The following is a 20141-nucleotide window of genomic DNA, read 5'->3' as shown; positions in this document are numbered from 1 at the left end:
CGCCGGTCCCGGCCGCCCCTGACACGGGGCGGCCGAGGACCGGCGCAGTGGCTCGCTACTTCTTGGCGGAGCCGGCAGCCTTGCCGAAGCGGGCCTCGAAGCGGGCCACACGGCCACCGGTGTCGAGGATCTTCTGCTTGCCCGTGTAGAACGGGTGGCACTCGGAGCAGACCTCGGCACGGATGGTGCCGCCGTCGATCGTGCTGCGGGTGGTGAACGCCGCGCCGCAGGTGCAGCTCACCTGGGTCTCGACGTACTCGGGGTGGATGTCGCGCTTCAAGGTGTCTCCCATGGTTCCGGAGGGCGCCGGGTCGCACGCGCGGGATGCGGGTGCGTGAACCGGGGCCGACGTACCAGTCTGCCAGGACCGGCCGTATCTCCCAAAACCGGGGTGGCGGCCCGGATATTCCACGGCGGCGGCCCGGCGGCGGACGCTTCGGCGGGTGCCCGTCCGGTCACCCTCCGCGCCCGGGGTTCAGCCCTCGCGCACCAGCTCGCCCGCGTCGCCCTTGTCGCCCGCGGAGTCCTTGAACGCGGAGGCCGGGATCGCCCGGTCCTGCTTGAGCGCCCGCCACACCTGGTCGGCGCCGGACTCGACGGGGACGACCCGGTTGGGGTCCCGGGGGTCGTAGCGGACCGGCAGGGTCGCCATGTCGACGTCCTCGGCGCCGAGCCTGCCCAGGCCCCGGGCGAAGCCGACCAGCTCGTTCACCGAGTCCAGTTCGGAGTCCGGGGTGATCGCCTTGGTGGCGGTGTCGGCCAGGTCCATCAGCTTGGTGGGGCTGGTCAGCACGCCGACGTTCTTCACCTGGTCGATGAAGGCCTTGATGAACGCCTGCTGGAGCTGGATGCGGCTCAGGTCGCTGCCGTCGCCGACGCTCTTGCGGGTGCGCACCAGGCCGAGGGACTCCTCGCCGTCGAGCCGGTGGGTGCCGGGCGCGAGGCGCAGATGGCTGCCGGAGTCGTCGATGGGCTCGGTGGTGGTGATCTCCACGCCGCCGAGTTCGTCGATGAGCTTCTTGAAGCCGGTGAAGTCGACTTCCAGGTAGTGGTCCATGCGGATGCCGGACATGGCCTCGACGGCCTTGACGGCGCAGGCCGGGCCGCCGGTCTCGTAGGCGGTGTTGAACATCGCCCGCTGCTGCCCGGCGGCCTTCGTCCCGTCGGCGCGGGTGCAGTCCGGGCGCTCCACGAGGGTGTCGCGCGGGATGGAGACCACGGACGCCTTGGCGCGGCCCTGGTGGACGTGGACGACCATCGCGGTGTCCGAGCGGGCCGCGCCCTCGTCCTCGCCGTACTCGCCGTTGGCGCCGGCGCGGGAGTCGGAGCCCAGGACCAGGATGTCCATGGAGCCGTTGTCGAGGTTCTTGGGGCGCTCGGTGCCGAGGGCCTGGTTGATGTCGACGCCGTCCAGGTTCCCGTTGAACTTGATGTACGCGTACCCGAGGCCGGCGCCGGTGGTGAGGACCAGAGCGGCGGCGGACCAGGCGACGACGGTCCGGACCCGGCGCGCGGGGCCGGGCGGCTTGCGGCGCTTCCCGCCGCCGCGTATTCGGCCGCCGGAACCCTTGCTGCTGCTCTGCTCGGTCATGCTCTCCTCGGCTCTGCTGCGCTGCTGCTCGTCGGCTCTCCGGCCCTTCGGCTCTCCCGGTTTCCGTCAGGGGAGACGGCGGAGCGCCCATCAGGGTTGCACGTGCCCCTCAAAGCGCCCTGAGACCGCGTGGCGCCCGCCACGCGGTGCGCGGCGGGCGCCACAAGCCGGGAACCACGGCGCTCACCAGGGCTTTCACCGGGAGGCGGAACGCGCCGAGGGGCCCGCGAACGGGCCCCTCGGCTGTGGTGAAGCTCTCCCGGCCGCCCCGGGGGGCCCTCGCCCGGGGGCGAGGACGCGGGACGGCGGGTCAGTCGTTGCCGTTGCCGGCCGACGGCGTGGTCTTCTGGATCTGGAGCAGGAACTCGCCGTTCGACTTGGTCTGCTTGAGCTTGTCGAGCAGCAGCTCGATCGCCTGCTGCTGGTCGAGCGCGTGCAGCACACGGCGCAGCTTCCAGGTGATCGCCAGCTCGTCGCTGCCGAGCAGGATCTCCTCCTTGCGGGTGCCGGACGCGTCGACGTCCACCGCGGGGAAGATGCGCTTGTCGGCGAGCTTCCGGTCGAGCTTGAGCTCCATGTTGCCGGTGCCCTTGAACTCCTCGAAGATCACCTCGTCCATCCGCGAGCCGGTGTCGACCAGCGCGGTGGCCAGGATGGTCAGCGAGCCGCCGTCCTCGATGTTGCGCGCGGCGCCGAAGAAGCGCTTCGGCGGGTAGAGCGCGGTCGAGTCGACACCACCGGAGAGGATGCGCCCGGAGGCCGGGGCCGCGAGGTTGTACGCGCGGCCGAGGCGGGTGATCGAGTCCAGCAGGACGACCACGTCGTGACCCAGCTCCACGAGGCGCTTGGCGCGCTCGATGGCCAGCTCGGCGACGGTGGTGTGGTCCTCGGCCGGCCGGTCGAAGGTCGAGGAGATGACCTCGCCCTTGACCGACCGCTGCATGTCGGTGACCTCTTCCGGACGCTCGTCGACCAGGACGACCATCAGGTGGCACTCGGGGTTGTTGTGGGTAATCGCGTTGGCGATCGCCTGCATGATCATGGTCTTGCCGGTCTTCGGCGGGGCCACGATCAGACCGCGCTGGCCCTTGCCGATCGGCGACACCAGGTCGATGATCCGCGTGGTCACCACACCCGGGTCGGTCTCCAGGCGGAGCCGGTCCTGCGGGTAGAGCGGGGTCAGCTTGTTGAACTCGGGGCGGCCGCGGCCCGATTCGGGGGCCATGCCGTTCACCGAGTCCAGGCGGACGAGCGCGTTGAACTTCTCGCGGCGCTCCCCCTCCTTGGGCTGGCGCACCGCACCGGTGACGTGGTCGCCCTTGCGCAGGCCGTTCTTGCGGACCTGGGCGAGGGAGACGTACACGTCGTTCGGGCCGGGCAGGTAGCCGGAGGTCCGGATGAACGCGTAGTTGTCGAGGATGTCGAGGATGCCCGCGACGGGGATCAGGATGTCGTCCTCGGAGACCTGCGGCTCGCCGCTCGCGAAGTCGTCGCGCCCGCGGCGCCCGCGGCGGTCGCGGTAACGCCCGCGCCGGCCGCGGCGGCCGCTGCCGTCGTCGTCGAAGTCGTCCTGGGGGCCGCCCTGCTGGCCGCCCTGGCGCTGCTGCTGACGCTGCCCGCCGCCGCCCTGCTGGTCGTCGCCCTTGCCGCGGCGGTCGCGCTGGCGGTCACGGCGGTCGCCGCGCTGCTCGCCGCGGTCGCCACGCTCACCGCGGCGGCCCTGGCGGCCCTCGCCGTCCTGTCCGCCGGCGGACTCGCCCTTGGCGTCGGCCTGGGGCTCGGCCTTGGTCTCGGTGCGCACATCGGTCCGCACGTCGGCGCGGGCCTCGCCGCCCTCGGTACGGGTGTCCGGGCTGCCCGCCTGCGCGGTGGCGCGACGGCGGCGGCGCTCACCGGCCGGCTGCTCGTCGCCCGCGGCGCCGGCCTGGGAGCCGCCGGCCGGCTGGCCGGGGATCTCGATCTGCTGCTGGGCGACGGCCTTCTCGGCCTTGTCGCCCTTGTCGGCCTTCTCCGCGGCGGGCGCGGCGGCCTCGTCACCCGTACGGGCCTTCGAGGTGGCGCGGCGCTTCGGCTTGGCGGGCGCCTCGGCGCCCGCGTCGGCGGCCTTGGCGGGGGCGCCGCCGGCCGCCTGGGCCTCCTTGATGACCTCGATCAGCTGGCTCTTGCGCATCCGCGCGGTGCCCTTGATACCGAGGCCGGACGCGACCTGCTGCAGCTCGGCCAGGACCATGCCCTCGAGGCCGGTGCCGGAGCGGCGGCGCCGTGCGGTGGTGCCGGAGGCAGCACCTGCGGCGGGCGCGTCGGTGTCGACGGTGTTGTCGGCAGTAACGCCCATCAGATCGGTGGTGTCGCTCACGAAGGGTCCTTCCCTGGAGCGGACGTCGGCCTTCTGGCTCGGCGACCGGTTGTGCTGTCCGGCAGCGGGTCCGGGGTACGGACCGTGTCGGAGCGATGGTCCCGCCGGTGCGGAACCAACGGCGGAGAGGTGTACATGCAAGACGTGCAAGTCCGGCGCGAGATCCCCCCGCTCGACCCGCTGGTGGCTGGGCGGGAGTGTCGTGCCGGTTCCGGAGCGTGCTCGAAACTGCTCAGGCGGGCTGCTCAGGCAGTGTGGGAGGCTCTCGGAAGAATGGTGGTCCCGACAGGGGACTCGCAGCACCGCGCCGCTTCGACGACGGTTGCAGACATGAGGTTAACACTACCGGCTCCAACAAACATTCCCCCTCTCACTGACCGGCAATCGTGTGTCACTGCGGGGCCAGCGGCAGAACGCTCGCTCCCGCGGCGTCGAAGGCGAGCCGGTTGGCGGCCCAGCCCTCCCCCGCCAGCGCGGCGACCTTGTCGGCCACCCCGTCCTCGGCCAGGGCCAGCACGGTGGGTCCGGCGCCGGAGATGACCGCGGGGACGCCGTCGGCGCGCAGCCTGGCGACCAGATCGGTGCTCTGCGGCATCGCCGGGGCCCGGTACTCCTGGTGGAGACGGTCCTCGGTGGCGGCGAGCAGCAGTTCGGGACGCCTGGTCAGCGCCTCGACGAGGAGGGCCGCGCGGCCCGCGTTGGCGGCCGCGTCGACGTGCGGGACGGTGCGCGGCAGCAGGCCGCGGGCGGTCTCGGTGAGCACCGGGTTGGCCGGGACGAAGACCACGGGGACCACGGCGTCCGTGGGGTCCATCCGGATGGCGCGGGCACCGCCCGCCTCGGTCCAGGCCAGGGTGAAGCCGCCGAGGAGACAGGCGGCGACGTTGTCGGGGTGGCCCTCGATCTCGGTGGCCAGTTCCAGCAGGGCCGCGTCGTCCAGCCGGGTGTCCCCGCCTATGGTCACGGCCCGGGCGGCGACGATTCCGGCGCAGATGGCGGCGGAGGAGGAGCCGAGGCCCCGGCCGTGCGGGATGCGGTTGGCGCAGACGACCTCCAGGCCGCGCGGCTGCCCGCCGAGCACGTCGAACGCGGTGCGCAGGGAGCGCACGAGCAGATGGCTCTCGTCGCGCGGGAGGGTGTCGGCGCCCTCGCCGGCGATGTCGATGTGCAGCCCGGAGTCCGCGACCCGGACGACGACGTCGTCGTACAGGCCGAGCGACAGTCCGAAGGCGTCGAAGCCCGGACCGAGGTTGGCGCTGGTGGCGGGAACGCGCACCCGGACGGCGGCGGCGCGGAACGCGGGACCGGCCATCGCTCGACGACTCTCCTTGTTTCGGTACGTCTCTGATCTGAACCGCGCGTTGCTCTGGACCGCGCGGTGCTCCGATACGTGCGGGGTGTACGGGATTTCGGGGGGAACGCCCGGGCCTGGACGGCGACATCACCACGGCACATGCGGTGGGACGGGCTCGGCCACAGCCTATCGAAGGAAGGTTCACCTGCGACACAGGGCGCACGGGAGGCGCACGATGCGTGTCGCTCGCCTGCCATGCCCCCGACCGGGCTGCCTTCATGGTTGCCCCGCACCGGGGCGGGGCAACCATGCGCGCGCAACCGTCTTTTGAGCCGAGTCCCGGAGGGTTCGCTCCGGGACCGGGCCGGGGCGGACGGCTTGGGTCCGGGGCGGGGCTACGGCTCAGGCGAGGCCGAGGCGCTCCGCCGCCGCGGCCGCGTCGACCGGGACGGTGACCGGCTGCGGCGCGCCCGCCACGGCCCAGTCCGGGTCCTTGAGGCCGTTGCCGGTCACGGTGCAGACGATCCGCTGCCCCGGGTCGACCTTGCCCTGCCCGGCGGCCTTCAGCAGACCCGCGACGGACGCGGCCGACGCGGGCTCCACGAAGACGCCCTCCTGGGAGGCCAACAGCCGGTAGGCGCGCAGGATCTCACGGTCCGTCACCTCGTCGATGAAGCCGCCCGACTCCTCGCGCGCGGCCAGCGCCTGCGTCCAGGAGGCCGGGTTGCCGATCCGGATCGCGGTGGCGATCGTCGACGGGTCCTTGACGACCTCGCCCCGCACCAGCGGCGCGGAACCGGACGCCTGGAAGCCCCACATCCGGGGCGTCCGGGTGGAGACGCCGCGAAGGGGCGGGCGCGCAGCGCCTCCGGCAGGGGCGGTGGTGGGCGACGGGTGGGCGTACTCCTTGTAGCCCTTCCAGTAGGCCGTGATGTTGCCCGCGTTGCCGACCGGGAGGACATGGATGTCCGGGGCGTCGCCGAGGGCGTCCACGATCTCGAAGGAGGCGGTCTTCTGGCCCTCGATGCGGTACGGGTTCACCGAGTTGACCAGGGCGACCGGGTAGTTCTCGGAGAGGCCCCGGGCGAGGTCGAGGCAGTCGTCGAAGTTGCCGTCGACCTGGAGGATGCGCGAGCCGTAGACGAGGGCCTGGCCCATCTTGCCCATCGCGATCTTGCCCTGCGGGACGAGGACCGCGCAGACCATCCCGGCGCGCACCGCGTAGGCCGCGGCGGAGGCGGAGGTGTTGCCGGTGGAGGCGCAGATGACGGCCTGCGCCCCCTCCTCCTTGGCCCGGGTGATGGCCATGGTCATGCCGCGGTCCTTGAAGGACCCGGTGGGGTTCGCCCCCTCGACCTTCAGATGCACCTCGCAGCCGGTGCGCTCGGAGAGGACCTGGGCCGGGACGAGCGGCGTACCACCCTCACGGAGCGTGACGACGGGCGTCGTGTCCGTGACCGGAAGGCGGTCCCGGTACTCCTCGATGATGCCGCGCCACTGGTGGGTTCCGTTGGTGGTCATTGGGTCCCTTACTCCCCTTCAACACGCATGATGCTGGCGACACCGCGCACGGTGTCGAGCCTGCGCAGCGCCTCGACGGTCCCGGAGAGGGCGGCGTCGGGCGCGCGGTGGGTGACGACGACGAGGGAGGCCTCGCCGTCCTTGCCCTGCTGCCTCACCGTGTCGATGGACACGCCGTGCTCGGCGAAGACCGTCGCGACCTGGGCGAGGACACCCGGCTTGTCGGCCACGTCGAGGCTGATGTGGTACCGCGTGACCACCTCGCCCATCGGGCTGACCGGCAGCTGGGTGTAGGCGGACTCGCCGGGCCCCGTTGCCCGGGCGAGCTTGTTGCGGCAGACGGCGACCAGGTCGCCGAGCACCGCGGACGCGGTCGGCGAACCGCCCGCGCCGGGTCCGTAGAACATCAGTCGGCCCGCGGCCTCCGCCTCGACGAAGACCGCGTTGTACGCCTCGCGCACGGAGGCCAGCGGGTGGCTGAGCGGGATCATCGCCGGGTGGACGCGGGCGGTGACCGAGCGGCCGTCGGCGGCCCGCTCGCAGATCGCGAGCAGTTTGACCGTGCAGCCCATGCGCTTCGCGGAGGCCATGTCGGCGGCCGTGACCTCGGTCAGGCCCTCGCGGTGGACGTCGTCCAGGCGGACACGGGTGTGGAAGGCGATCCCGGCGAGGATGGCGGCCTTGGCTGCGGCGTCGAAGCCCTCCACGTCGGCCGTGGGGTCGGCCTCCGCGTAGCCGAGGGCGGTCGCCTCGTCCAGCGCCTCGGTGTAGCCGGCGCCGGTGCGCTCCATCTTGTCGAGGATGAAGTTGGTGGTGCCGTTGACGATGCCGAGGACCCGGTTGACCTTGTCGCCCGCGAGGGACTCGCGCAGCGGGCGGATCAGCGGGATGGCCCCGGCGACGGCGGCCTCGAAGTAGAGGTCGCGGCCGTGGCGCTCGGCCGCCGCGTAGAGGGTGGCGCCGTCCTCGGCGAGCAGGGCCTTGTTGGCGGAGACCACGGAGGCGCCGTGCTCGAAGGCGGTGGTGATCAGGGTGCGGGCGGGCTCGATACCGCCGATGACCTCGACGACGACGTCGATGTCGCCCCGTTTGACCAGGGCGGTCGCGTCGGTGGTGATCAGCTCGGCGGGGATGCCCTCACGGACCTTCTGGGGGCGGCGCACGGCGACCCCGGCGAGCTCCACCGGGGCGCCGATCCGCGCGGCGAGGTCGTCGGCGTGCGTCGTCATGATGCGCGCCACCTCTGAGCCGACCACTCCACAGCCCAGCAGCGCCACCTTCAGCGGACGCGTACGCATCATCCGACCTCGTTTCCTTCACTTCTACGGTTGGACCAGTCTCACCCACCGGACCGGAGTTTCTGTCCTCTGTCCGGCATACGAGACAAGTATCTCAGCTATCCGACATCGAGACGCAGGAGATCCTCCTCCGTCTCCCGCCGGACGATCACCCGCGCCTCGCCGTCGCGCACCGCGACCACCGGCGGACGCAGCGCGTGGTTGTAGTTGCTGGCCATCGAGCGGCAGTACGCACCGGTCGCGGGGACCGCGATCAGGTCGCCCGGCGCGATGTCGGCCGGCAGGAACGCGTCCCGGACCACGATGTCACCGCTCTCGCAGTGCTTGCCGACCACCCGGCTCAGCATCGGCTCGGCGTCGCTGGTGCGCGAGACGAGGGCGACGCTGTACTCGGCGTCGTAGAGGGCGGTGCGGATGTTGTCCGACATCCCGCCGTCCACGCTGACATAGGTCCGCAGGCCCTCCAGCGGCTTGACCGTGCCCACCTCGTAGAGCGTGAACGCGGTCGGGCCGACGATCGCCCGGCCCGGCTCCACCGAGATCCGCGGGGTGCGCAGCCCGGCCGCCTCGCACTCCCGGCTCACGATCTCCCCGAGCGCCTTGGCGATCTCGTGCGGCTCACGCGGGTCGTCGTCCGAGGTGTACGCGATGCCGAGGCCGCCGCCGAGGTCGATCTCGGGCAGCTCGACGCCGTGCTCGTCGCGGACCTGCGCGAGGAGCTGCACGACTCGTCGGGCGGAGACCTCGAAGCCGGCCATGTCGAAGATCTGCGAGCCGATGTGGGAGTGGACGCCGATGAGCTCCAGGCCGTCCAGGGTGAGCGCCCGGCGCACCGCCTCGGCCGCCTGCCCGCCCGCGAGCGCGATCCCGAACTTCTGGTCCTCGTGCGCGGTCGCGATGAACTCGTGGGTGTGCGCCTCGACGCCCACGGTGACCCGGATCTGCACCCGCTGGCGGCGCCCGAGGCTCTGTGCGATGTGCGCGACCCGGACGATCTCCTGGAAGGAGTCGAGCACGATCCGCCCGACGCCCGCCTCGACCGCGCGCCGGATCTCCTGCTCGGACTTGTTGTTGCCGTGGAAGGCGATGCGCTCGGCGGGCATCCCGGCGTCGAGGGCGGTGGTCAGCTCACCGCCGGAGCAGACGTCGAGGTTGAGCCCTTCCTCGGTGAGCCAGCGCACCACGGCCCGGCTGAGGAACGCCTTCCCCGCGTAGAACACGTCCGCGTCCTTGCCGAAGGCCTCCGCCCAGGCGCGGCAGCGGGCCCGGAAGTCGGTCTCGTCCAGGAAGTACGCCGGGGTGCCGAACTCCTCGGCCAGCCGGGTCACTTGGATCCCACCGACGGTCACGACGCCGTCGGCGTCCCGCGCGACCGTCCGCGACCAGACCTTCTCGTCGAGCGTGTTGAGGTCGGCCGGCGGGGCGGTGTAGTGGCCCTCGGGGAGGACGTCGGCGTGACGGGGCCCGGCGGGGTGGGCGGATCGGCTCATCGTCTCTTCTCACATCTCACAGGTGTTCGGGTGCGCTGATGCCGAGCAGGGACAGGCCGCCGGCGAGCACCGTCCCGGCGGCCTCGGCGAGGGCGAGCCGGGAGCGGTGGGCGGCCGAGGGTTTCTCGTCCCCGAGGGGCAGCACCCTGTGCTGGAACGCGAGCAGGGCGTCCGCGGTGGCCTCCAGATGCCGCGCGACCCGGTCGGGGGCGCGCAGCCGGGCCGCCGCCTCGACCACGGCGGGGTGGTCGGCGACGGCGGCGGTGAGGGCGGGGGCGTCCACGTGCACCTCGGGCGCGGACGCGAAGCCGAGCGCGGCGGCGGCCCGGGTGAGGGCGCGGGTGCGGGCGTACGCGTATCTCACCCGGAAGAGCGGATTGCGCTCGTGCTGCACGAGCAACCCCTCGGTGCGGGGCCGGTCGTGCGCGGCGGCGGCGAGCAGCGCCCAGCGGGTGGCGTCGGGGCCGAGGGTGGAGGGGGTGACGGTGAGGGGGGCGGGGGTGACGGCGATCGTTTCTGGGGTGGGGGTGGGGGTGGGGGTGGGCCGGTCGGGGTGCGCGGGTGCGGGGCGGTCTCCGGGGCGGGCCCGGTCGACGGGGTTGGCCCGGTCGACGGGGTTGGCACGGTCGGCGGGGTTGGCGGGGTTGGCACGGTCGGCGGGGTTGGCGGGGTTGGCACGGTCGGCGGGCGCGGGGCGGGCTCCTTGAGCCGGGCGTTCCCCGGCGTTCCCCTGCCCCTCCCCCTGCCCTTCCCACTTCCCTCCAGCCCCCAGGGCGACGAGGGCCTCGGCCCAGACCCGGGCCCGGAGCTCGTCGGCGTGGCCGAAGGGGCCGCCGGGGGCGGCGGGCCGCCCGTACGCGTCCCCCTGCGCCCGGACCTCCGCGAGGAGGCGCTGCTGTGTGCTGCCCGCGAGGGTGAAGTTGAGGAAGCCGGGGCCGGTGACCTCGACGCTCTCGATCCCCCCGGCCGGGCCCGCGGCCTCGGCGGCGATCCGCTGGCGCAGCACGTCGGCGACGCGCACGGCGGGCTGCCCCGCCTCCCGGGCCAGCCGCAGGGCGATGTTGCTGGCCCAGTCGCCACGCCCGCCGGGGCGGGTCCGCTCGACCTTGACGTCCTCGGGCACGTTCACCCGCAGGGCACCGTCCTCGACCGCACGGCACACGGCGTGCCGGACGGTCCGGGAGAGCTCTGCGGGAGTCACGGGACCAGCGTATGGGAGGAGGGGGGTGGGCTCGCGAACCGGTTTCGCCATGTGGGCGGAGGGCCGCGTGCCCTCCGGGGCCGGGCTCAGCCCAGGGTGCGTCCGGCGTGGTCGGCGGGGCCGGCGGCGGAGTCGTCGTCGCCCGGCTCATCGGGGGCGGCTGGCTTCTGCGCGTCGTCCGTGGACGGCGGGGGCGCGTCCTGTCCCTCCGCCCGCTGCCGCCCCTCCCCCGCCGCGAGCCGGCGCACCACCCTCACGAGCTCGGCCGGCTCGAAGGGCTTGGCGAGGAAGGCGTCGACGCCGGCGCCGACACCGCTCTCGACCTCATAGGGGGTGCACGCGCTGATGATCGCCAGCGGCAGGTGACTCGTGCGCGGATCGGACCGCAGCTGGGCGGCGGTCCGCAGCCCGTCGAGGCGGGGCATCACCACGTCGAGCGTGACGACGTCGGGCTGCACACGGTGCACGGCGTCCAGACACTCGACACCATCGGCCGCGGTCACGACCTCGAAGCCCTCCAGCTCGAGGTTGACCCTGATCAACTGCCGAATCACCCGGTTGTCATCGACAACGAGCACTCGGCGCGGCACGCCGGACACAACTCGAGAGTAGGTCGACCGACGCCCCCGCGTCCGGGATTTCCCGACTTCCGACCCGTGCGAGCGACACGGGAGTGCGCCGGGGGCGCGCGGGCGCGTTCCCCGTAACCCGAGCCCTGGCCCAAGCTCCGCACCCGACCGGGCCGTTGGCCCCGCCCGGCCCCCTCACGCCTCGCACACGCGCCTCTCCGCCCCGTGTCCGCGCCACCCGAAATACCTGTTCACGGACACCCTCCGAGAGCTGGTAGGGTTCTACCCGTCGCCACGCACCAGCGCGGCACACGCCCCCGTAGCTCAGGGGATAGAGCAACGGCCTCCGGAGCCGTGTGCGCAGGTTCGAATCCTGCCGGGGGCACAGAAGCCGGACCAGCGTGATCAACCCGCTGACCTGCGGAAGTGCCAGACATCGAGAGCCGGACCCAGTCAAGCTGGGTCCGGCTCTTGTCGTTGCTGAGCGCCGATCGCGATAGACCTGAGATAGAGCCACAAACGTGTACCTGCGCCAACCGACGTGGCTGGTAGCGCCCCAAGGTGCTCCTGGCTGCCAGCAAAACTGCCGCAAGGCATGGGGCGCCCGGGCTACCCTCTGATTCACGGTCAGAGCAGGTTCCGCAGAACCGAGGGAAAAGATGCGCGCCCGTAGCACGTGGCAACGATTCGATGGAGAAACTAAAGCCGCGATCAATAGTGCCCTTTACGCTGGCGGTATGCCACAGGAAGTACTGGCACTGTACTCCCGCTGGTGGCAATTGGAAACTTATCTACGTTCCTTGCTTTACGTCGAACTGCGAGCCAGTCACGGCGTGGAATGGATAAACCACATCGGTCAGGGAGCCACGCATCGACGCGAACAGGATAAGGCACGCCGGTACATGGCTACTGCCGACTGGGAAGACCCTCTCAGCTATCTCGACGTGAGCAAGCTCTTCCCTCTACTAGAAGCCAACTGGGATCTCGTGGAGCCCTCACTGATGGACAAGGATGTGCTATTCTCTCGCGTCCCTGAACTGACGTCCATCAGGAATCGTCTGGGTCACCTACGCCGACCACACCCAGATGATCTAAATAGGCTGGAGCAAACCCTGAGAGATCTCGAGGGAGGGGCATTTACCGCCTACTCAACTTACAACGAGGACCGGGTAGCTGATAGCAAACTTGACGACCCGGTAGTTGCCGCCTGGGGGCGAGGAGAGCACGAAACTGCCCAACGGCTGATCAATCATGCTCGCGACCAGTACGAGGTGAACTTCCACCTCTCCTACTCTCTCCGACCCTCTGGCCAACGTCCGACACGGGGCGCACCAGTCACGGGGACTCGCGGAGCTATCTGGAAGGCAACATTCCTACTACTCTCCAGAGATGTAAAAATTCCCGCCTTGTGGCGCGACAGCTACCTGAATCGAAATGCGCGAGAGCTTCTCATCCACATGCTCGTGGACTTCGGTTCGATTTCGTTTACCTTTCCGGCCATCGACGACGGAAAACGCGTCTCGGATGCCATCGGCGAGGCTTTTGATGCAATTCTGCTCAATTCACACCGAGGCTCACCCGGAAGAATGCCGACGGAGCGAGAGGTAAGCGAGACCGCGATGCGGAGTATCCATCTAGATCCCAGAATCCAAACTGGTTCAGGCTGGAATATCGTGGATGAGACCACCGTCCCCGTCAGGATATTTGGTGCGCACTGATCAGGGGCCAAGATTCGCAGACCAAGCACCATTCTCGAAAGTTCACACCGGAGCGTCGACACTTCAAGCATGCCGATTGCGCTCCGTCTCTATTCTCTCATTCATAACTCCCTCCTGCCCGTAGATGTAACCTTCATACTCACGGTGAATTACTTCACCGTGAGCGTGGCCGGAGTCATCGTGGACGACCGGGGCCGGGCCCTGCTGATCCAGCGCCGGGACAACGGCAAGTGGGAGCCCCCGGGTGGTGTCCTCGAACGTGAGGAGACGATTCCGGAGGCCCTGCAACGCGAAGTCTTGGAAGAGACCGGCATCAAGATCGCACTCCCTGCGACTCTGACCGGCGTCTACAAGAACATGACCGGCCTGATCGTTTCATTGGTCTTCCGCTGCGAAGTCGCCGACGGAACGCCCCACCACCGGGGACGAGACCCGCGCCCTGCGCTGGGTCACCCATGAGGAAGTCTCCGGACTCGCCGACGAGGCATACGCGCCCCGCGTGCTGGACGCGCTCGACGCGATGTCCCCGCCGGCTGTCCGCGCCCACGACGGCGTGAAGCTCGTCTAGGCCGAACCCGCTGCACATGGCGGTCTACGAGGGCGGAACGCCGAGCACGGCCGCAGACCCGGCATGGCCAACTCCCCTGCGCGCCGGGGCGTCATCCCGCGCTGCCAGGCCGGCCACCGGCCACACCGTCACCGCGGAACTGTCCACCGACGGGCTTCCCCACGGGCACCCGTGCTGACGGCGACGACAAGATCCGGCATTCTGGTGCGAATGCTGGACGCGGCACGTGGGCGACGAAGAGCCGCCGACGCTCGTCGGCTGCTACGACGCGTACACCGAAGCCGAGGCGAACAACTGGACGGTGTCGGTCGCCCGTGCCCGCACACTCGTCACCTGGAGCGTGAGCCCCGTGGTCTTCTCGCCGCTCGCGCATTCGGAAGGTTGGTCGCCTCCCGAGCGGGCTGCGCAGTAACCAGCCTGAACCGGGGACAGGCGGCCGACGGTGCGGATACGCTCGAAGTCAGCCCACGATGAGCACAGTTCTGAACGAGATCGAGACCGGCCTGACGAAGGCCCGGCATCGGGGTGGCGGACCCACGGGGGGCGCTGCCGACCCGGTGCGGTCGCCTTCGCTGGTCTCTCTCGGAAGGAGCTGAATGGAAATCGCGGGCTGGGCGGCAGTCGCTTTGGGCGCGGTCATGGGAGGTGTCACCGTTGTCGGACACCTCTGTGACCAAGTTCCGGCGCTGTCGCAGAAGATGATCACAGCGATCCGGTCTGTTCGCGCCGTGCGCGAAGAGATCAAGCAGGTCGATCGCGAGTGATCACCGGCCGCACCGCTGGCTGCCCCCCGCGCGGTGCGGCCACCAGGGCGGTACGGCGAGAGTCGCGGCCCAGCGCAATGACACGCGGGCTGGTGGTACCAGAGGTAGCATAAGGAGCATGAGCGAGCCCACCCAGAAGTACTCGATCACGATGCCCCGGGACATCGCCGAAGCCGCCCGGGCCCGTGGTGGCCCCTCAGGCCTCTCGGCGTATGTGGCGGCTGCCGTCGCCCGGCAGATCGAGCGCGACAATCTCAACGAGCTCATCCAGGTCGCCGAGGCCGAACACGGGCCCGTCACCGAGGGGGAGATCCAGGCCCTGCGCGACCAGCTCCACCAGGCGCGTGCGCAACAGGACGCGGACGGGAAGAGTGCGGCGTGACGCGTTCCTCCGCCGCGCCGGGCGGGACGCTGGTGCTCGACAGCGAAGGGCTCGCCAAGGCCGTGCTGCGCGACCGCACGGTCACCGCATGGCTCGCCCTCGCCCGCGCCGACGATCTGCGGGTGATCACGTCCGCGGCCACCCTGGTGGAAGTGGTCCATCCGCGTATCAACCGGCCCGCTCTGGAGTGGACGCTGTCCCGCCTCGTCGTCGAGCCGGTCACCGAGCCGATCGCCCGCCACGCGGCCGAGCTGCTCGCGGAAGCCGGCCTGCACGGCCACAAGTACGCCATCGACGCCATGCTCGGCGCGACCGCCCTTGCCGCGCCGGGGCCCGTGACGGTGCTCACCTCGGACGCCGAGGACCTGGCCGCGCTCTGTGGCCCGCGTGTCGTCGTCGTCAAGGTCTGACTCCCGACGCGAGATCTCGCGCTGACCTCACCTCGACTGCTGCCTGGGACAGGTCTGGCACACCGAGACAACCCCAACTGCAGGTGCTGTACTGGTGGCATATGCAGAGAGGGGACGTCATGAGTCCCTCCCCCTCACACGATCCGGACGCCTGGCGCCGCCGATCCCGCCAGGAGCGCCCTGCCGGTGATCCGGCCTCGCCGGACCGGGATGCCTGGCGGCGGCAGGCGTCGGAGTCGGCTTCGCCACTTCCTCGGCGCTCTCGCCGTCCGAAACACCCCGTGGTCCTGGGGGTACTTCTCTCGCTCGCACTCCTCTTCGGGCTCGGAGCGCTCCTGGGCAGGGAAAGCAGCGATGTCCAGGAGTCCCGGTCGACCGCGACGAACACGACCGACCCGGCGGATACGACGGCGGACGCGGCGGATCCTCCAAGGCCAGAAGCCGACCTGCCGAAGGAAGCAGAGCAGAAGTCCACCCCCGCCGCGGAGTCGACCTCCGGCCAGGAATCCCGGATCACACCGACACCCACGGGGAAGCCGTCTTCCCCCGACCGTGCCACCCCCACCCGGGAGCCCGATCCCGAGGCCGCCCCGCGCACCGTTGTAATAACGCACGTGATCGACGGCGACACGGTAGAGGTCCGAGGGGACGGCACGATCATCCCCGCCGGGACGACCGCGAAGGTCCGGCTGCTGGCGATCGACTCCCCGGAGAAGGGTGCCTGTTTCAGCCGCGACGCAACGGCACGACTGCGGTCCCTGCTGCCCCCGGGAAGCACAGCACGGGTGGAACGGGACGACGAACTGAAGGACCGGTACCGCCGCTATCTGCTGTACATGTGGAATGAGGACGGCGTGTTCGTCAATGAGTCACTGGTCCGGGGTGGGCACGCCAAGAGCGTGCTGTACCCGCCCAACGACAAGTACTGGCCTCGGATCTCCCGGGCACAGGCAGACGCTCGGCAGGAGGATGCCGGTCTCTGGTCGGCTTGCGACCCCACTCCCACCACCAAGGAGACTCCCGAGGAGACGACGCCGGACACCTCGGAGCCGAATCGCCGGCCTCCGGGACTGCCTCCCGGGCCCCCGGCAGGTGTGCCCGATCTGGACTGCTCGGATCTCTCCGGCCCCGTCTGGGTCGGCGAGGACGACCCGCACCGGCTCGACAGCAACGGCGACGGGATCGGGTGCGAAGCGTCCTGAGAGCGCCAACCGAGGCCCCCCCCCCCGCTCCCCCGTGCGGTCCGCGTGGGTGACCGGGATGTGGGGCGGGGCGTACTTGCGGGACTTGGCGAGGAGCTTGGGGAGGGCGAACTTGTGGCGCTGGACCGCGACGTACAGGGGCGCCGGCATGTCCGGGTGGGGTGGGGGGGAGGGTGGCGCCCGGAGGAAGGGCGGTGCCCGGGCGGAGGTGGACGCCGAGGAGGGCGTGGGGGGAGTCCGGTGGGGTCGAGGCGACGAGGTGGGTGACGTCGGTCCAGGGGAGCAGGACGTCGCCGACGCGGACGCCGGCCGGGTCGAACTGGAAGGCGGTGCGCTGGTTCTCGAACCAGGCGACGACGAACGGGGCCGCCGCGACGAGGACCACCCCGCCCTTCATGTCGAGGGCCCAGCCGAGCAGGGCCGCGAGCAGGACGAGGGCGGCGGTCGCGCCCCGCATGCGGGCCCGCGGGCCCAGGGAGAACGGGTGGGTGACCCGGTGGCGCTCCCGCCGCAGGCGCGCCCCGCCGGCACCGACAGTTCATCCACGCTTCCGCATGCCCTGCGCACAGCGGGTCCCCAACTGTCAGGTGATCCTCTAGTGTTCGGACGACCACATCGGTGGCCCACCGCGAGACCCGCGACGCCACCGGGGGACGACTCTCAGGGGGCGGTGCCGACGTGGCCGGGAACGAGATGGGCGTGTTCGGGGTCTCGGCGCTGGAGGAGGAGTTCTACCGGCACTTCCTGCGGAACCCCGCCACCCCGGCCGACGACGTGCATCTGCTGCTGGGCACCGACCCCGCCGACACCCGCGAATGCCTCGACCGGCTCACCGAGCTCGGGCTGCTCCATCCCCCGGGGCCCGAGGGTCTGGTGACGCCGGCGGACCCCGACAGCGCGCTCGCCCGGCTGGTGGACCGGCGGCTCAACGAGCTGCACGAGGAGCTGCGCCGCGTCACCCGATCGCGGCACGTCGTTGACGGTCTACGCGCGGAGTTCGCCGCCCGGGCGGAGACCGCGGCCGGGATCGAGCAGCTGGAGGGGCTGGCCGACATCCGCAACCGGATCGACGATCTCGCCTTCTTCGCGCGGGACGAGATCCTGGCCGTCGAGACGTACCCCCGCCTCTCCCCCGAGAACATCGCCCGGTCCCGGCCGCTGGATCTGCGCTGTCTGGGGCGGGGGCTGCGGATCCGGAACGTCGTGGTGCGCAGCGCGCTGGAGGACGGGCCGACCGCGGACTATCTCAGGGAACTCACCGCGCACGGGGCCGAGATCCGGGTGACGAGTGAGGCGGCGGAGCGGATGATCGTGTACGACCGCAGCACCGCGCTGGTGCCCCTCGACCCGCGGAACACCGCGCGCGGCGCGCTGCTCGCGCACCGGAGCGGGCTGGTCACCAACATCATCGCGCTCTTCGAGAAGATCTGGGACGCGGCCGAGGACCTCGCCGAGATCGACCGGCGGGACGGGTGCGCGGCGGAGTCGGAGCTGACCGAACGCGAGCGCCGGGTCCTGGTGTTCATGTGTACGGGCGGGAAGGACGAGGCCGGGGCACGGGAGTTGGAGGTCTCGGTGCGCACGTACCGGCGCTATGTGGCCGAGCTGCTCCAGACGCTGGGGGCCAACAGCCGGGCGCAGGCGGCTCTGCTGGCCCGTGAGCGCGGCTGGATCTAGGGAGGGGGAGGGAGACAGGGAGGGGGAGGGGCGGTCAGGGTTCTTCGGACCAGCCGCAGAGGGCGGTGTCGGCCAGCACCCGGGCGACCGCCCGGCGGACCGCCGCGCGGTCGGTGCGGCCGTCGGGAACGATCCGCAGGCAGACCCGGTCGGTGCTGACCTCCGGGGTGCAGGACCAGTGCGCCGGGAGGAGGCCCAGCAGCCGGATCACCGTCGTCTGGCCGGCCGGGGCGCTCCCGTCGTGGCGGACGGCGACCACGTCGACGTAGGTCATACCGGGCCCTCCGACCGGGCCGGGTCCAGGACATGGAGCGCGGCGGTGGTCAGGGCCGTGATGCCCGTCGGCAGGGCGGTGCGCACCTCGGGGGCGAACTCCGGGGAGTGGTTGGACGGGACGGGCTCCCCGGTGGCCGCGGCCTCCCGCAGCCGGCGCGCGCCGGTGACGCCGAGGAGCCAGTACGCCAGGGGGACGCCGTCCCGGCGGAAGTGGGCGATGTCCTCGACGGCGGTCAGGGGCGGGGCGGTCGCCACCCGGCCGGGCCCGAGGACGGCTTCATGGGCGCCGCGCACGGCGGCCGTGAGGGCCGGGTCGGGGGTCAGGGCGGGCGAGCGGGAGGTCACGGTGAACTCGGGCCCGGCCGGGCAGCCGGAGGCCGCGCACTCCGCGCGCACGATCCGTTCCACGGCGGCCCGCACCCGGTCGAGGGCCGCGTCGTCGAAGGCCCGTACGGAAACGGCGAGTTCGGCGCGGTCGGGGATGACGTTGGCCCGTTCGCCGGCGTGCAGGGCGCCGACCGTGAGGACGACCTGCTCGGCCGGGGCGGTCTCGCGGGCCACCACGGACTGGAGCCGCACGACGGCGGACGCGGCGGTCAGCACCGGGTCGACGGTGAGGTGCGGGGTGCCGCCGTGGCCGCCGCGCCCGTGGATGACGACATCGAGGGTCGCGCCGGCGGGCATCAGGGGTCCGGGGCCGGGGTGGGCGACGGTCCCGGCGGGCAGCGGGGCGGTGTGCTGGGCGAGGACGGCGGCGGGGGTGCCGAACCGTTCGTACAGGCCGTCGGCGAGCATCGTCCGGGCGCCGTCCAGGGTCTCCTCGGCGGGCTGGCCGATCACGAGGACGGTCCCCCGCCAGGCGTCCCGCGCGGCGGCGAGGCGGGCGAGGGCTCCGGCCGCGGCGGCGAGGTGCAGATCGTGGCCGCAGGCGTGCATCACGCCGGGGACGGTGCTGGCGTACGGGAGGCCGGTGCGTTCCGTGACGGGGAGGGCGTCGAGTTCGGTGCGCAGGGCGACGGTGGGGCCGGGGCCGTTGCGCAGGACGCCTACGACGCCGTGGCCGCCGCCCACCCCGCGGGCCACCTCACAGCCGTGGTGCTCCAGCCAGGTGGCGAGGAGGCCCGCGGTGCGGTGCTCGTCGCCGGAGAGTTCGGGGTGAAGGTGCAGGTCGAGGTAGAACTCCAGGGCGGGGCGCAGCACCTCGGCGGGGAGGGAGAGGGAGGCCGGGAGGGAGGGGGGCGCGGCGGGGTCAGGGGGGTCCGGGGTCGGGACGGAAGCAGGGGCGGGGGCGGGGGTGTGCGGCACGGGGTCCTCCGTTTCGGGCGGGCGGACGGCGGTGACGGGGCCTGCGGGGAGCCTCTTCGCGAGGGTGCGCTACGCGGTCCCCAGGGGTGCGTCTGCCCGCTGTCACCGGGTGACAGCGGGATGACAGCGACCGGCGGGCCGATCTGACAGCGGGCGCGGCTGGAATGGGGCGGCGCAAGGGAGCACCGCCGGAGGAGCCGGCGGGCCCCGGTGACCGAAGGAGAACACCATGGCCCCGAAGACCGAGCTCGCCACCCTCGCCGACGAGATCCTGGAGCTGGAGTCGGAGACCTTCGAGATCTCGGACTACTCGGACGCGGTCGAGGTCGTCCTCGCGGGCTCGACGTCCTCCTCCTCGACCTCCACCTGCTCCAGCACGACCAGCACCACTTCCTGCAGCGCCTGATCCGGCGCCAAGTCCGGTGCCGGTTCCGGATTCAGGTCCGGACCCGGCAGCGGATCGGTTCGGCAGCCCCTTTCCCGGGCGGGATTGCGCCGGGAGAGGGGCTGTCGCGCGTC

General features: G+C 71.7%; 19 protein-coding genes, 1 tRNA gene and 1 pseudogene. 10 read left to right on the top strand and 11 right to left on the bottom strand.

Annotated features, from left to right (window positions below; translation table 11 throughout):
• Nucleotides 1-55: 55 nt before the first annotated feature.
• From rpmE to ABZ457_RS12480, 9 genes are all read right to left on the bottom strand, one after another.
• Nucleotides 56-280, bottom strand: a complete 225-nt coding sequence (gene rpmE / locus ABZ457_RS12520; RefSeq protein ID WP_026277234.1) for a 50S ribosomal protein L31 — start codon at nucleotides 278-280, stop codon at nucleotides 56-58.
• A gap of 195 nt (nucleotides 281-475) precedes the next feature.
• Nucleotides 476-1591, bottom strand: coding sequence for an LCP family protein (locus ABZ457_RS12515; protein ID WP_359156877.1), 1116 nt, complete (start codon nucleotides 1589-1591; stop codon nucleotides 476-478).
• A gap of 310 nt (nucleotides 1592-1901) precedes the next feature.
• A complete protein-coding gene (gene rho / locus ABZ457_RS12510) occupies nucleotides 1902-3947 on the bottom strand; it encodes a transcription termination factor Rho (RefSeq protein WP_359156874.1) in 2046 nt (681 codons plus the stop codon).
• A 391-nt stretch (nucleotides 3948-4338) separates the two neighbouring features.
• The gene (thrB, locus tag ABZ457_RS12505) at nucleotides 4339-5259 is read right to left on the bottom strand and encodes a homoserine kinase (protein WP_359156872.1); all 921 of its coding nucleotides are present in this window, start codon (nucleotides 5257-5259) and stop codon (nucleotides 4339-4341) included.
• A gap of 384 nt (nucleotides 5260-5643) precedes the next feature.
• Complete coding sequence (thrC, locus tag ABZ457_RS12500) at nucleotides 5644-6762, bottom strand: threonine synthase (RefSeq protein ID WP_359156870.1); 1119 nt, start codon at nucleotides 6760-6762, stop codon at nucleotides 5644-5646.
• A gap of 8 nt (nucleotides 6763-6770) precedes the next feature.
• A complete protein-coding gene (locus ABZ457_RS12495; RefSeq protein ID WP_359156868.1) occupies nucleotides 6771-8063 on the bottom strand; it encodes a homoserine dehydrogenase in 1293 nt (430 codons plus the stop codon).
• A 95-nt stretch (nucleotides 8064-8158) separates the two neighbouring features.
• The gene (lysA, locus tag ABZ457_RS12490) at nucleotides 8159-9550 is read right to left on the bottom strand and encodes a diaminopimelate decarboxylase (protein WP_359156866.1); all 1392 of its coding nucleotides are present in this window, start codon (nucleotides 9548-9550) and stop codon (nucleotides 8159-8161) included.
• Nucleotides 9551-9566: 16 nt separating this feature from the next.
• Nucleotides 9567-10751: an ArgS-related anticodon-binding protein NrtL gene (gene nrtL / locus ABZ457_RS12485; RefSeq protein ID WP_359156864.1), complete on the bottom strand. Its 1185-nt coding sequence runs from the start codon at nucleotides 10749-10751 to the stop codon at nucleotides 9567-9569.
• A gap of 86 nt (nucleotides 10752-10837) precedes the next feature.
• Nucleotides 10838-11350, bottom strand: a complete 513-nt coding sequence (locus tag ABZ457_RS12480) for a response regulator (RefSeq protein ID WP_359156862.1) — start codon at nucleotides 11348-11350, stop codon at nucleotides 10838-10840.
• A 283-nt stretch (nucleotides 11351-11633) separates the two neighbouring features.
• On the opposite strand from ABZ457_RS12480, the gene ABZ457_RS12475 reads away from it, so the two are divergent.
• The 9 genes and pseudogenes from ABZ457_RS12475 to ABZ457_RS12435 all read left to right on the top strand — a co-directional run bounded on the left by ABZ457_RS12475 (nucleotide 11634) and on the right by ABZ457_RS12435 (nucleotide 18041).
• Nucleotides 11634-11705, top strand: a tRNA-Arg gene (locus tag ABZ457_RS12475).
• Nucleotides 11706-12057: 352 nt separating this feature from the next.
• The gene (locus ABZ457_RS12470) at nucleotides 12058-13038 is read left to right on the top strand and encodes a Swt1 family HEPN domain-containing protein (RefSeq protein ID WP_359156859.1); all 981 of its coding nucleotides are present in this window, start codon (nucleotides 12058-12060) and stop codon (nucleotides 13036-13038) included.
• Nucleotides 13039-13197: 159 nt separating this feature from the next.
• A pseudogene (locus ABZ457_RS12465) lies at nucleotides 13198-13606 on the top strand (NUDIX hydrolase).
• A gap of 226 nt (nucleotides 13607-13832) precedes the next feature.
• Nucleotides 13833-14018, top strand: coding sequence for a hypothetical protein (locus ABZ457_RS12460; protein WP_359156857.1), 186 nt, complete (start codon nucleotides 13833-13835; stop codon nucleotides 14016-14018).
• 184 nt (nucleotides 14019-14202) lie between these two features.
• Nucleotides 14203-14370, top strand: a complete 168-nt coding sequence (locus ABZ457_RS12455) for a hypothetical protein (RefSeq protein WP_359156855.1) — start codon at nucleotides 14203-14205, stop codon at nucleotides 14368-14370.
• A 118-nt stretch (nucleotides 14371-14488) separates the two neighbouring features.
• Entirely contained in the window at nucleotides 14489-14752 is a 264-nt protein-coding gene (locus ABZ457_RS12450; RefSeq protein WP_359156853.1) for a CopG family transcriptional regulator, read from the top strand.
• Nucleotides 14749-15162, top strand: coding sequence for a PIN domain-containing protein (locus ABZ457_RS12445; RefSeq protein WP_359156851.1), 414 nt, complete (start codon nucleotides 14749-14751; stop codon nucleotides 15160-15162). Before ABZ457_RS12450 ends, ABZ457_RS12445 begins: the two co-directional genes overlap by 4 nt.
• A gap of 281 nt (nucleotides 15163-15443) precedes the next feature.
• Nucleotides 15444-16364 (top strand): thermonuclease family protein, encoded by a 921-nt coding sequence (locus tag ABZ457_RS12440; RefSeq protein WP_359156849.1) that lies wholly within the window; start codon nucleotides 15444-15446, stop codon nucleotides 16362-16364.
• 678 nt (nucleotides 16365-17042) lie between these two features.
• Entirely contained in the window at nucleotides 17043-18041 is a 999-nt protein-coding gene (locus ABZ457_RS12435; RefSeq protein ID WP_359156847.1) for a LuxR C-terminal-related transcriptional regulator, read from the top strand.
• A gap of 34 nt (nucleotides 18042-18075) precedes the next feature.
• Here the strand turns inward: ABZ457_RS12435 and ABZ457_RS12430 are convergent, their stop codons facing one another.
• Together ABZ457_RS12430 and ABZ457_RS12425 are read right to left on the bottom strand one after the other, a co-directional pair.
• A complete protein-coding gene (locus ABZ457_RS12430) occupies nucleotides 18076-18315 on the bottom strand; it encodes a hypothetical protein (RefSeq protein ID WP_359156845.1) in 240 nt (79 codons plus the stop codon).
• Nucleotides 18312-19517, bottom strand: a complete 1206-nt coding sequence (locus tag ABZ457_RS12425) for an amidohydrolase (RefSeq protein WP_359156957.1) — start codon at nucleotides 19515-19517, stop codon at nucleotides 18312-18314. The genes ABZ457_RS12430 and ABZ457_RS12425 overlap by 4 nt, the downstream gene beginning before the upstream one ends.
• 334 nt (nucleotides 19518-19851) lie before the next feature.
• On the opposite strand from ABZ457_RS12425, the gene ABZ457_RS12420 reads away from it, so the two are divergent.
• Nucleotides 19852-20028: a thiazolylpeptide-type bacteriocin gene (locus ABZ457_RS12420; RefSeq protein WP_018515646.1), complete on the top strand. Its 177-nt coding sequence runs from the start codon at nucleotides 19852-19854 to the stop codon at nucleotides 20026-20028.
• Nucleotides 20029-20141 lie beyond the last annotated feature (113 nt).

It is taken from the genome of Streptomyces sp. NPDC005805 (assembly GCF_040630445.1).
In the GTDB taxonomy this organism is placed as follows: domain Bacteria; phylum Actinomycetota; class Actinomycetes; order Streptomycetales; family Streptomycetaceae; genus Streptomyces.
Note: the sequence above shows the minus strand (reverse complement) of the source record. Positions and strands in the feature narration are given on the sequence as shown.